General features: G+C 70.3%; 10 protein-coding genes. 5 read left to right on the forward strand and 5 right to left on the reverse strand.

Going from position 1 to position 12,623, the window contains the following annotated elements; genetic code table 11:
• Position 1: 1 nt before the first annotated feature.
• Together ABGI63_RS01945 and ABGI63_RS01950 are read right to left on the reverse strand one after the other, a co-directional pair.
• Positions 2–5,779 carry a DUF7379 domain-containing protein gene (locus ABGI63_RS01945; protein WP_349740778.1) on the reverse strand — a complete coding sequence of 1,926 codons (5,778 nt, stop codon included), beginning with the start codon at positions 5,777–5,779 and terminating at the stop codon, positions 2–4.
• Positions 5,780–5,893: 114 nt separating this feature from the next.
• Positions 5,894–6,166 (reverse strand): hypothetical protein, encoded by a 273-nt coding sequence (locus ABGI63_RS01950; RefSeq protein WP_137943821.1) that lies wholly within the window; start codon positions 6,164–6,166, stop codon positions 5,894–5,896.
• 112 nt (positions 6,167–6,278) lie between these two features.
• On the opposite strand from ABGI63_RS01950, the gene ABGI63_RS01955 reads away from it, so the two are divergent.
• Together ABGI63_RS01955 and ABGI63_RS01960 are read left to right on the forward strand one after the other, a co-directional pair.
• Entirely contained in the window at positions 6,279–7,001 is a 723-nt protein-coding gene (locus ABGI63_RS01955) for a P-loop NTPase family protein (RefSeq protein WP_349740779.1), read from the forward strand.
• An 82-nt stretch (positions 7,002–7,083) separates the two neighbouring features.
• Positions 7,084–7,506, forward strand: a complete 423-nt coding sequence (locus ABGI63_RS01960) for a cupin domain-containing protein (protein WP_349740780.1) — start codon at positions 7,084–7,086, stop codon at positions 7,504–7,506.
• 48 nt (positions 7,507–7,554) lie between these two features.
• On the opposite strand, the gene ABGI63_RS01965 is transcribed toward ABGI63_RS01960, so the two are convergent.
• Entirely contained in the window at positions 7,555–8,211 is a 657-nt protein-coding gene (locus tag ABGI63_RS01965) for a glutathione S-transferase (protein WP_349740781.1), read from the reverse strand.
• A gap of 107 nt (positions 8,212–8,318) precedes the next feature.
• Here ABGI63_RS01965 and ABGI63_RS01970 point away from each other — a divergent pair, with 107 nt between their 5' ends.
• Positions 8,319–9,509 carry a polyhydroxyalkanoate depolymerase gene (locus ABGI63_RS01970; RefSeq protein ID WP_349740782.1) on the forward strand — a complete coding sequence of 397 codons (1,191 nt, stop codon included), beginning with the start codon at positions 8,319–8,321 and terminating at the stop codon, positions 9,507–9,509.
• 13 nt (positions 9,510–9,522) lie between these two features.
• Here ABGI63_RS01970 and ABGI63_RS01975 read toward each other — a convergent pair whose 3' ends face one another.
• Positions 9,523–10,263 (reverse strand): Crp/Fnr family transcriptional regulator, encoded by a 741-nt coding sequence (locus tag ABGI63_RS01975; RefSeq protein WP_349740783.1) that lies wholly within the window; start codon positions 10,261–10,263, stop codon positions 9,523–9,525.
• A gap of 169 nt (positions 10,264–10,432) precedes the next feature.
• Between ABGI63_RS01975 and ABGI63_RS01980 the strand changes: the two genes are divergently transcribed.
• Positions 10,433–10,708 carry a hypothetical protein gene (locus ABGI63_RS01980; RefSeq protein ID WP_349740784.1) on the forward strand — a complete coding sequence of 92 codons (276 nt, stop codon included), beginning with the start codon at positions 10,433–10,435 and terminating at the stop codon, positions 10,706–10,708.
• Between the two features lie 79 nt (positions 10,709–10,787).
• Complete coding sequence (locus ABGI63_RS01985) at positions 10,788–11,951, forward strand: glycosyltransferase (protein WP_349740785.1); 1,164 nt, start codon at positions 10,788–10,790, stop codon at positions 11,949–11,951.
• A 16-nt stretch (positions 11,952–11,967) separates the two neighbouring features.
• Here ABGI63_RS01985 and ABGI63_RS01990 read toward each other — a convergent pair whose 3' ends face one another.
• Positions 11,968–12,603, reverse strand: coding sequence for a YitT family protein (locus ABGI63_RS01990; protein ID WP_349740786.1), 636 nt, complete (start codon positions 12,601–12,603; stop codon positions 11,968–11,970).
• Positions 12,604–12,623: the final 20 nt, after the last annotated feature.

Raw genomic sequence — 12,623 nt, forward strand, 5'->3', positions numbered from 1 at the left:
CTCAGCCATCGTGCCGGCGCTCGTGCGCGGCCAGCAGGGCCAGCGCGCGCTCGGCGGTCGCGACCAGCTCGTCCAGTGCCGGCCCATGGTCGCCGCTGCGCTGCGCCACCTGGCCGACGCCCAGGATGGCGCGGAAGCGGTGCTGGATGCTCTCGATCTCGCTGGGCGAGGGCCAGCGCACCAGCGCCGCTTCCAGCAGCTGCAGCGCGCGCTGCAGGTCGGGCCGGGTCGCGCAGCCCGCAGCGTCGGGCGGGGCCGGCGGCGCACTCACGGCGGCCCCGGGCCCGGCCAGCGCGATGCGCAGCAGCTGGCGCGCCACCAGCAGCTCGAAGGTGTTGGTGTAATGCCAGAAACGGGTCGACAGGCCCAGCGACTCGATCTCGTCGAGCAGGTCACGCACCTGGCGCTCCCAGTCGCAGTGCTGCTCCAGCAGCATGTCCACCCCTTGCGGCTCGGTGCCGCCCAGCCGGGCCAGGCCCCAGCACAGCAGCGCGTTGGAGAGGGCGAAGGCGCGCCGGTCGGCGTGGTCGCGGCCGGCCGCATCCTGCAGCCCCTGACCGTTCAGCGGCGCCAGCTTGTCCACATAGCCGGCGGCGAAGAACTGCGCCGCCTCGGCCAGCAGCGCGATGTTCCAGCCCTGCGCCTGACCGGGCACGGGCGCGGCGCGGCGCATCTGCACGCTGCCGCGCAGGCAGCGCCGCTCCGAGGCCGCGCTGGCGGCACCGCCGATGCCGCCGGGCTCGGGCCAGAGCAGCTGCGGGTCGTCGATGGCTTCCAGCCGCTCCAGGATGTCGCGGCCCATGATCTGGGCGCGCTCCTCGCCGAGCCGGGCCAGCGAGTTGACCATCAGCTCGATATGGCGCAGCTGCACCCGCGAGTAGGCGGTGCGGGCGCCCAGCTGCAGCCACTTGACCGCATCGTCGTGCGCGCCCAGCTCGCGGTAAGCCTCGCCAAAGGCGGCGCGCACCCGCGAGCTGTGCAGCCAGGCCCGGCGCAGCGGATCGGCGCGCAGACGCAGCTCCAGCGCCTTGAGCTGGCTCAGCAGCGCCGAGCAGCGCTTGTCACCGGCCACCGCGACCACCTGCAGGATGCGCTCGGACAGCTCCATATGGCTCATGCAGTCCTCGGCACCGCGCAGCCGCGAGGTGCCGTTGAAATCGCCATAGCCGCTGCCGGCCAGGCCCTCCAGCCGCCAGGCCGGGTCGCCATAGCATTGGTAGGCGCCCCAGGTGTTGCTGCCGCCGCCGGGCTGGTAGATGGCCGCTCGGGCGTCGCGCACCGCGCTGCCGAAATCGGCGCCGTCACGCAGCAAGGCGGTGTAGAGCGTCTGGGCGAAGCGCAGGCCGTCGGCATCGTTGACCTGCCAGCCGGCCGCGACCACCGCCTTGGCGCCCATCTTGATGAACTGCAGCGCCAGGCTGGAGGCCAGCAGCGGATAGTTGCGCTGGCCCAGCACCTCGGCCTCGGTGCCGTCGCGGCCGGAATAGCAGCAGTTGATGAAGACGAACTCCGGCACCGGGTCCATCTGCTCGACATCGGCGGCCGCCAGCACCTGCTGGTGGCTCAGCAGCATGCCGGTCTTGCGCAAGGCCTGGCCGGCACCGATGTCCGACACCCATTGGTCGACCACGCCATGGCCGGCCAGATGGACGATGCGGTAGGGCCGCTCCAGCAAGGCGGTGCGCACCCGCTCGAAGGACACCGTCTCGCCCACCAGCTTGTGCACATGCCAGGGCCGGGCATCGCCGCCCAGCCACTCGGCCACGCCCTCGGCCTCGTCCCGGGCGCCGGCCAGCGGCTTGAAGTCCAGCGGCTCGCCGCGCGCATCGCGCCAGCCGGCCGTGCAGGGCGCGCCCACCACCAGGGCCTGCCAGCCGACCAGGCCGGGCGGCGGCAGGCTGCGGAAGTCGTCGGTGACGCGCTGGCGCACCATGCCGGCCTGCACCGCCAGCGGCCGCGCCGGGTCGCCCTGCAGGCCGTCGTCGGGCGGGGTCAGCAGCTCCCAGGGGTAGGTGGCGGTCTTGTCGTCCAGCACCAGCACGGTGTTGTCGAAATTGTTGAGCCGGCCCTTCAGGTTCTGCGGCAGCAACAGCTGGTACAGCACCCGGCCCATCGCCGCCTCTTCCTCGGGGTCGCTGCGGCCGACTGCGCCCTCGTCGCTGACGCGGGCGATGTAGTCGCTCAGGCTGGCCACATCGGAATAGACCCGGGTCGACTCGACCCGGGCGCGCTCGGCGATCAGCTCGAACTTCAGGCCGCCGCCAACATCCTGGCGCACCGCCAGGCGCTGCCAGACGCCCTCGTTGTCGCCCGGCCGAAAGCCGCGCAGGCCGCCGTCGCGGGTCTCCAGCAGCTGGGCCACCCAGAAGGCGCGCTCGCGCCACTCCTCGCGGTTGAGCAGGCGCTTGAGCTCGTAGGCGGCCTCCAGCGCGGCCTGCTCCTCGATCTCGATGATCTCGAGCTCGGCGATCTCGATCTGCCGGCCCAAGGCCTGCTCGTTCTGCACGATCTGGGCGGCGCGCCAGATGCCGTTGAGCACGCCGGCCAGGCTGTCGCGGATGCTGACCGCCTGCACATGGGTGCCGATCAGCAAGGACGAGAGCCGCAGCACCACCTTGCCCTGGGCCGGCACCCAGGGGTCGCGCGTCAGGTGCTCGAAGGCATAGCGCAGCACCGCCCGGGTCACCGTGTCGGCCAGGCTGCCCGGCGTCAGCTCGCCGACCCCGCCCAGGCCGACGACCAGGGCGCCGGGATAGGCGCTGGCGCAGCCCTGCTCGCTGGGCGGGCGCAGATACATCGCGGTGCGGTCGGCGCCGACGAACAGCCGCGTGTCGATCAGGCGCTGCAGCTGGCCGCCCAGCTTCTCGTCCACCCGCTTGCTGCCGCCGGCCAGGCGGTCGTGCTGGTAGTGGCCGACGATCAGCGGGAAGCGCGCGTAGTCGAGGCTGCCATGCACGACCCGCAGCTCCAGGCGCGGCGTCAGCGCGGCGGCCGGCAGGCGCTGCGTCATGCCCAGCACATAGGCCAGCGGGTCCTCGGGCAGGCTGGGCAGGGCCAGCGGATCGGCCGTCACAAAGGCCGGCTCGGCGCCGGCGCGCGCCTGCGGCGGCTGGCGCGACAGCGCACTGCTGCGCCCGTTCTGCAGCAGCTCGAAATAGGCCTTGAACGAGGCCGTGTGGTCGGCCAGATCGCCATGGCTGGCGCGCACATACCAGCAGCGCTCGGCGCTCAGGCAGGAGTCCCAGCCCACCGTGCCGTCGCCCTGCGGCGAGGTCTGCAGCGCCAGGCGCTGGCCCACCCCGCCCTCGCCCAGCAGGGTCAGCCGGCTGGGGGTCTGGCCATGGCCGGCGACGTAGAACACGCCCTCGGTGCGCTCGCTGCCGAGGCGCTCGAACGAGCGCTGCAGCGCGCCGCGCACGGCACGCGCCCGCGCCAGCAAGGCCGGCTCAGGCAGCGGCAGCCCGGCATCGAACTGCTGCAGCGCCTGCCAGGCGGCCGGCTGCAGCAGATCGCCGAATTGCGGGTCGGGCGCCAGCGGCAGCATCTGCAGCAGGCCCTCGAAGCCCGCGCCCCAGCGCGCCAGATCGGCCGCCGTGACCGCACGCGACAGGCCGGCCACCAGCTTGGACAGGCCGTGCTGGCGCAGCAGCAGCTGCAGCGGCGCATAGGAGCCGGCATTGGGCGTGCCCAGCATCAGCAGCCGGCCGCCGCGCCGGCACAGGCGCTGCCAGCGTGCATCGTCGTCCGCCAGCATGCCCTGCGCGTCGACCCGATGGAACAGCGCCGCGCGGGCCACCAGACCGCCCATCGAATGGGACAGCAGATGCAGCGGCAGCTGCTGGGCCTCGGCATGCTGGAGCAGTGCGTCGAGCCGCGCGCCCAGACGCTCGGCGCTGCGCGGTATGGCCTCGCGCCAGTCATAGGCGAAGGCCTGCACATTGAAGTCCTTGGCGGCCGCCACCAGCAGACGCTCATAGGCCAGCGGCGTCAGCCCGGTGGGCTCCAGGCGGCGCGGGCCGGCGAGGTTCAGCGCCGCCAGTGCGCCGTTGACCATCGCGGCCGTCGACAGCCAGACCGCTGCGCCGCCGACCTCGCCGAGCTCGCTGCCCATGATGCCCGGCAAGACCAGCAGGATGGGCTTGCCGCGCTGGGCCGGGTCGCTCAGCGACTCCTGCCACTGCGCGGCGCTGCGGCGCGCCAGCGGGTCGGGCTTGAACGCCTGGAACAGGCCACGGGTGATGGCTTCGTCCTCCCGCAGCGCGCGAAAGCCTTCGTCATGCCCGTCCAGCGCCAGGAACAGCGGCTGGCGCGACAGCGCGGCGCTCTTGAAATAGCTCAGGTGCGTGACCGTCTTGTCGGCCAGGCGCAGGCTCTTGGCATCGGCGCGGGTGAAACCGCCGAACATCGAATGGGTGTGGACGACGAAATCATGGTCGTGCAGACCGTAGAACACATCGCCGACCAGGCTCAGGATGCCGCCCCAGCCCAGGCCCTGGGTGTCGCCGGCGATCACGCGCAGCCGCCCGGGCAGCGCCGGCAGGCCCGGCGCGTTCAGCGCCAGGGTCAGGGCCGAACCGGGCATCATCGCCTCCAGCCCCGGGATGCTGCGGGCATCGGCGCGCGCCGCCACCAGCGCCCGCACAAAGCCGTTGAGCCGCTCATACATGGGCACGCCGTTGCTGCCAAAGGCCAGGCCGACGCTGCGCAGCAGCAGGGACAGGAACAGATCGGTGCGGCGGTCCGCCAGCAGGGTGCCGCGCGAGGGGCTGGCCACCCGCACGAACACGCCCAGCTCCAGCGCCGGCGCGGGGTTCTGCAGCAGGCGTTCCAGCTCGGGACGGTCCGGATGCTCGGGTGCATAGGCCTGCTCGAAGGCGGCGCGGAACCTGGCCTTGTCACCCTGACTCAAGCCCAGCGCCAGCAGATCGCCGACCATGCCACCGCGCGAATGCGAGACCAGATGCAGGCGCTGGCCGGCGCGCAGCGGCGCCAGCGCACGCAGCAGCTCCACCGCATTGCGCAGCGGGCTGACGGTCAGCGTGCGGTGCTCCCAGGCATAGAGCTCGCAGCGCTGCGCCAGCGCCTGGAAGTCGGCCTCGCCCACCGTCTCGCCCTCCCAGAGGCCGGAAAAGCTGCCCGCCGTGCTGGAGGCCGTGCCGTGCAGGAACAGCACGGCATCGCGCGCGCCGCCTGCCGGGGCAGCCTCGGCCGGCTGCCAGCGGCCGGCGCGCCAATGCAGCAGCGCCCCGTTGCGCTCGGGGCCGACACCGTCGAGCTGGGCGGTCTCGAAAGCGCGGCAAAGCTTGGCCGCCACCAGTCGGGCGGCGCCGCTGTCGCTGCTGCCGAACCAGCGGTCCAGCCCGTCGCTGAACAGGGCGCCGAACTGGTAGACCCGGTCCAGGGTGCTGGGCTCGGTCAGGCGGGCCATCGCATAGCTCTGCACCCGGCTCGTGCCGGGCGCGCCGCGGGTCAGGGCGGCAGCGCCGACCAGATCGAAGGGCAGCAGCACCCGGCCGGGCCGGGCGGCCGAGCGCGTCGCGGCCACGCCCCGCTCGTCCAGGCCGGCCAGAAAGGCCTGCGGATCGGTGTGCAGCACCGAGCCGTCGGCCCACTCGACGCTCAGCACATCGGCTGCGGCGAAGTCCTCGGCCGAGAAGTCGCTGGCGCCCTGCGCCGCGCTGCGGCTCGCGCGCGTGATGCTGGCCAGCTCACGCACATGCTCGCGGCTCCAGTAGTCGAACGGCGTCTGGTTGTCGCTGCGGGCAGGCGTATCGCTCATGGCGCGGCTCCTCGGGAAGCAAGCCGACCATACTGAGGCAAAGCTTCGACGCTGAACAGGGCCGCGCGTCCCCTGAACTCAGGAAGCGTTGCGCGGGCCCTTCATCCCGTCAGATCAGGCCAGGCTCTTGCGCAGCAGCTCGGCCACGAGGCCGTTGATGCCCTCGGGGTGGGCGGCGGCGCGCTCGCTCAAGGTCTTGGTCAGCTCGGAGGGCAGCTTGCAGGCAAAGGGCACCAGGCCGGCCGCGGCATCGAGGCGGCGGCGCTCCTTGCGGTCGGGCAGCTGGGCGGCGCCCTGGCCGAAACGTCCGGGCACGGCGGCGCCGCGCATCTGGCCGTCCAGCTTCATCGCCGCGTGGCGTTCGAGGTCGGTCTTCTTCATGCTCATGGTCAGGCCCGCTTACTGCTATGGATAGGAAACAGCCGCGATTGTCCGTCATGCCCGTGTGCGACGGCCTGCCGCACAATCGCCCCACCCTCTGCTCTGCCCGGACCCCACCATGGATGTGCCTACGCTAGACAAGAACCCCAGCTCCAAGATCCACCTGATCGGCGGCGAGAAAGGCGGCGTCGGCAAGTCGCTGCTGGCGCGGGTGCTGGCCCAGCACTTCATCGACCAGCAGCTGCCCTTCATCGGCTTCGACACCGACCGCTCGCATGGCGCGCTGCTGCGCTTTTATGGCGACTATGCCTCGCCGGTGCTGGTCGACCGCTACGAGATGCTGGACCATATCATCGAGCGCGCCGTCGAGCAGCCGGGCACGCGCGTGCTGGTGGACTTGGCGGCGCAGACGCATGAGCCGCTGGTCACCTGGATGGATGATTCGGGCGTGCTGGACATGGCCGATATCTCGGGCTTCTCGCTGAACTACTGGCATGTGATGGACGCCGGCCGCGACTCGGTGGACCTGCTGGCGCGGCTGCTGGACCGCTTCGGCCAGCGCCTGCGCTATGTGCTGGTGCGCAACCAGTTGCGTGGCAATGATTTCTCCCAGTTGGAGAAATCGGGCCAGCTGGAGCGCGCCCAGGGCCTGGGCGCCACGGTGATCGACATCAAGCATCTGCAGGACGCCGTGGTGCAGAAGATCGACGCGCGCAACGCCAGCTTCTGGGCCGCCAAGAACGGCGGCGCCGATGGCCCGAGCCTCGGCTTGATGGAACGCCAGCGCCTGAAGCTGTGGCTGCACCACGCCTATGCGGAGCTGGCGCGGGCCCAGGCCTAGCAAACCTCCGGTCGTTGCCGCACTGGAACGGTAAATGCTTGAGCTTGGGAGTGTCCGTGTTCATGCACCGAAAGGAGCGTTCATGCTGGATCGAAGCGATACCCTGTTCTCGCACGTCAAGCCCACCGACACCGGCTATGTCAGCGGCGGCCTGCGCGACTTCTTCCTCTATCGCGACCTCGGCATCGCCGCGGCCACCCAGGGCCGGGTGATCGCCCATCTGGTCAAGGCCAATATGGCGCCCGAAAAAGGCACGGGCTGGCACCGCCACGAGGCGGACTTCCAGATCGTCATCATGCTCAAGGGCTGGGCCCGCTTCATGTACGAGGACCGCGAAACCCTGGTCGAGGCCGGCGACTGCGTGCACCAGCGCCCCGGCATCCGCCACTATCTGTTCGACTACTCGCCAGACATGGAGTACCTGGAGATCGTCTCGCCGGCGGACTTCAAGTCCATCGACGTGGAGCCGGTCTGCCCGATTCCGGACCCGACGCCCTGGAAGTGAGCACGGCCGCACCAAGGCGGACAGCGGTCCTCGGACGCCGCTTCAGCCTCAGAACTCCGCATCCAGTTCGTCGATCTCGTCGGGCTCGACCCGCGCCGCCCTGACCCACTCCTGCATCGCCGGCAGCGCCATGATCAGCTGGCAGTAGGCGGCGCAGGCCGGATCGAGCTTGACGTCGTAGCTGAGAAAGCGGGTCACGACCGGCGCGAACATCGCGTCGGCGATGCAGGGCTTGGCGCCGAACAGATAGGGGCCGCCATAGGTCTGCAGGCATTCGTTCCAGATCATCACGACGCGGTCGATATCGCTTTGCGCGCGCGACCAGAGCTTGAAGTTCGGGAAATAGGCCTTGATATTCATCGGCAGCGAAGACCGCAGCGCGCTGAAGCCCGAGTGCATCTCGCCGCAGATCGCGCGGCAGTGTGCGCGCGCCGCGATATCGGCCGGCAGCAGGCCGGCCTTGGGCTTGATCTCGTTGAGGTACTCGCCGATGGCCAGCGTGTCCCAGACCTTGACGCCCTCATGTTCCAGGGTTGGCACCCGCATCGACGCCGACAGCAGCAGCATCTCGGCCTTCATCTCCGGATCGTCGGGCGGGATCACGCGCTCGCTGAACTCCAGCTTGGCCAGCCGGGCCATCAGCCAGCCCCGCAAGGCCCAGGCGCCGTAGTTCTTGCTGCTGATCGTCAACACCGCTTTGCTCATTGCCGTCCCCTGCCGCTGTGCACAGGGCGACGCAAGCCCTGTGCCAAGACGCACCGCCTTGGCCCGCTACTTGCTCAAGCTCAAGCAGACTCCGAGAGGCGAGCACCATGCTGTATCAGGCGTATCAACTGCAGTCTGACCTGACGTCGCCGCTGCGCCTGATGGCACAGCAGCTGGCGGCATCGCTGTGGTTGCAGAAGACCGAGAAATCGGCGCTGCGCAGCATTGCCGCCGCCAGCGATGTGATCTCGCGGATGCGGCTGACTCACACGCGCCCGCCTTATGCGATCGCCGATGTCGACGAGTTGCCCCTGCTGAAGCTGCCCTTCGGCACCCTGCTGCATTTCCGCAAGACCGGCCCGGCGCCCGAGACCCGGCCGCGCGTGCTGCTGGTGGCGCCGCTGTCGGGCCACTTCGCCACGCTGCTGCGCGAGACCGCCCGCACCCTGCTGCAGGACCATGATGTCTTCATCACCGACTGGCACAACGCCCGCGATGTCGCGCTGCGCCACGGCGCCTTCAGTCTGGACGACTACATCGACTACATGATGCAGTTCATCGCCGCCATCGGCCCCGACACCCATGTGATCGCGGTCTGCCAGCCCTGCGTGGCCGCGCTGGCCGCCACCGCGCTGATGGCCGAGGACATGCATCCCGCCCAGCCGCGCAGCCTGACACTGATGGCCGGGCCGGTGGACTGCCGTGTCAATCCCACCGAGGTCAACCGCCTGGCGATCAGCAAACCGATCGAGTGGTTCGCGCAGAACCTGCTCAGCCATGTGCCGCTGCCGCACACCGGCTTCGGCCGCCGCGTCTACCCCGGTTTTCTGCAGCTGAGCGCCTTCATGAGCATGAACCCGGAGCGGCACAAGGCCTCGTTCCGCCAGATGTACGAGCATCTGCTGGAGGGCCGGCGCGAGGAGGCCAAGGTGATCCAGGACTTCTACGAGGAGTATCTGGCCGTCAACGACCTGCCCGCCGAGTTCTATCTGGAGACCGTCGAGAAGGTGTTCCAGACCTATGACCTGGCCAAGGGCGAGCTGATGTACCGCGGCCGCCCGGTGCGGCCGGCCGCGATCCGGCGCACCGCGCTGATGACGGTCGAGGGCGAGCGCGACGATATCTGCGCGGTCGGCCAGACCGTCGCCGCGCAGGACCTCTGCCCGAACGTGCGTCCCTATCTGAAGACCCACCACATCCAGACCGGCGTCGGCCACTACGGCGTGTTCAGCGGCCGCAAATGGATGCAGCAGATCTACCCGAGGGTGCGCGAGCATATCCACGCGAGCGCGGGCTGAGGCCGTCCCGCCCTCACACCAGCGGCCGCTGCGGCGGCCGGCCGTCGCCGTAGAGATCGGCAATGCGCGCCAGCGCCTTCACATCGCGCAGATAGAGCCGGCCGCCCTTGATCTGGTGCAGGCCACGGCGCTCGAGCCGGCGCAGCGTGCGGTTGGTGTGGACCAGGGACAGGCCCAGGCCGTCGGCCACATGCTGCTGGGTCAGCGGGAAGGGCACACCATCGGCGCCGCCATCGCGCTGCAGTGCGGCGGCGCGCTTGAACAGCAGGATCAGCAGGCTGGCGATGCGCTCCTCGGCGCTGCGCCGGCCGACCGACAGCAAGGTGTCGTCCACCATCGATTCCTCGTGCGCGGTCAGCCAGGTGATGTTGAAGCCCATCGACGGGCTGCGCCGGTGCAGCTCCCACAGCGCGTCGCGCTGGAACACGCAGAACACCGCCTCGGTCAGGGTCACGACGCCATGGGCGGCGGCGTCGCTCATCTTCTGCTGCACGCCGATGAAGTCGCCGGCAAGCAGGAAGTTCAGGATCTGGCGGCGGCCGTCGCTGAGCGTCTTGAAGCGATAGGCCCAGCCGCTCAGCAGGGTGTAGAGCGGCGCGTCGGTCTGGCCTTCGTCGATCAGGGTCTCGTCGGGGCCCAGGCGCTGCTCGCGCCGCTTCAGCGACTGCACCAGCTCCAGCTCCTCATCGTTATGGCTCAGGAACAGCGGCAGCGGCCGCAAGGGACATTGGCTGCAGGGCAGGACGTCGCTCATTCTTGTTGATCCCTCTCTTGGGGGTACACACCAACCGGGCCGGTGCAACACATCTTTTGACACAGGGCCCGCTGGCACGGGACCCTACATTGCGTTGCGCTGGCCGGATTCTGCTGCATCGGCAGGCCACATCCCAGCATCCACGATTCGCCACCCCGAGGGCCGCCCGATGATCCGACTTGTTCCCGCTCCCGCACCGGCCCAGACCGGCTCCCCGCAGAGCGACGCGCGGCCGCCGCCGGCCGCGCTGGATATCTCGATCGAGGACTGGGATGTGCTGTTCCGCGCGGTGCAGGCCCGCCTCAGCCTGCTGGCAGACACGCCGCCCGGCGGCGCACTCAAGGACGCGATGCTGGACTGCATCCAGGCCCTGGACCAGCTGCGGGCAGCGATGGTGGAGGAGTTTGCGCAGGCCCAGCCCGGCAGCTCGGCCTGCAGCGGCTGAGGTCGGCTCAGGCGGGCTGTCACGGCCCGGTCATTCCCTGCGGCGAGCATGGGCTCAGCCCGGCCGATCCGCAGCGACGATGACGACAACGCTTGACCTGATCTACCTCAACGCCGGCGGCGGCCACCGCGCCGCTGCCCAGGCCCTGGAGGCCGTGATCCGGCAGCAAGGCCGCGCCTGGCAGGTGCGCTGCGTCAATCTGGTCGATATGCTGGACCCGCAGCAGCGCTTCCAGCGCCTCACCGGCATCGCCCCCGAAGACCTCTACAACCTGCGGCTGGCCCGGGGCTGGACCCTGGGTCTGGCGCAGGAGCTGAGGCTGCTGCAGGCGCTGATACGGCTGAGCCACGCGGCCATCGTCAAGCGCCTGCGCCGGCACTGGCAGGACGCGCCGCCCGACCTGGTCGTCTCGCTGATGCCCAATTTCAACCGCGCGCTGGCCGAGGGCCTGGCCGAGGTGATGCCGGGCGCCCCCTTTGTCACCGTGCTGACCGATATGGCCGATCTGCCGCCGCATTTCTGGATCGAGCCCGGCGGCCGCGGCCATCTGGTCTGCGGCACGGCCAAGGCCGTGGCCCAGGCCCGCGCCGCCGGCTACCCGGAGGCACAGATCCACCGCAGCTCGGGCATGCTGATACGGCCCGACTTCTACCGCCCGCTGGCGCTGGACCGCCGCGCCGAGCGGGCCCGCCTCGGGCTCGACCCGGACCGGCCCACCGGCGTGGTGCTGTTCGGCGGCCACGGCTCGATGGCGATGGCCGCGATCGAGCGCCAGCTCCCGGATGTGCAGCTGATCCTGCTGTGCGGCCACAACCAGGCCCTGGCCGAGCAGCTGCGCGGCCAGGCCGGCGCGGCCCCGCGCGCGGTGCTGGAGTTCACCCCCGAGGTGCGGCGCTATCTGCAGCTGGCCGACTTCTTCATCGGCAAGCCCGGCCCCGGCAGCCTCAGCGAGGCGGTCCAGCAAGGCCTGCCCATCGTCACCTTCAGCAATGCCTGGACCCTGCCGCAGGAGCGCTACAACGCCGAGTGGGTGCAGGAGCAGGGTCTGGGCGTGGTCAGCCGCTCGGCGCGCCTGATCCGGCCGGCGGTGCTGGAGCTGCTGGCGCGGCTCGACGAGTTCAAGGCCAATCTGCGCCTGATCGACAACCGCGCCGTGTTCGAGCTGCCCGAGATCCTGGCCGACGTTCTGCAAGCCCGCGCCCAGGCCTGGCAGACGGCGCCGGCACCGCTGCTGGCGGTCTGAGGCGCGTGCGTCCGGTTCACAGCACCGCGTAGCGGCCCGGCTTGTGGTTGACCGCGATGAAGAGATTCATCACGACGGCCGCCAGCACCGAATAGGCGACGCGCGAGGGCTCGACCACGGTCAGCGCCAGCAGCACGATGGCGCAGTCGATGCCCATCTGTACCTTGCCGGCCCGCCAGCCCCTGGCCTGCTGCAGATAGAGTGAGACGATGGTGGCCCCGCCCAGGCTGGCGCGATGCCGGGCCAGGAACAGGCAGCCCGAGCCCAGCAGCAGCCCGCCCAGCACGGCCGCATAAGCCGGGTGCAGGCGCTCGATCGCGAACAGCTGGGGCGACCACTCGGTCAGCGCCGACAGCAGGCTGATCGCGACAAAGGTCTTCAGCGTGAACTCCCGTCCCATGCGCACCCAGGCGAACCAGTAGAACGGGATATTGATCGCGAAGAACAGCTTGCCCAGGCCGATGCCGGTGGCGTAGTGCAGCACAAAGGCCGCGCCGGCCGTGCCACCGGTCAGCAGCCCCACCTGGGCGAACAGGATCAGCGCCAGCGAGACGAAGAGCACGCCGGTGAAGATGGCCTGGGCGTCCTCGAACAGAGTGTGGCTGCGGATGCCGGGGTCGGCATCCGGGGTCGGTGCGGCAGTCGGGTCCATGGCGGAGTTTTGCATGAAGC

It is taken from the genome of Roseateles cavernae (assembly GCF_040187885.1).
In the GTDB taxonomy this organism is placed as follows: Bacteria; Pseudomonadota; Gammaproteobacteria; order Burkholderiales; family Burkholderiaceae_C; genus Roseateles_E; species Roseateles_E cavernae.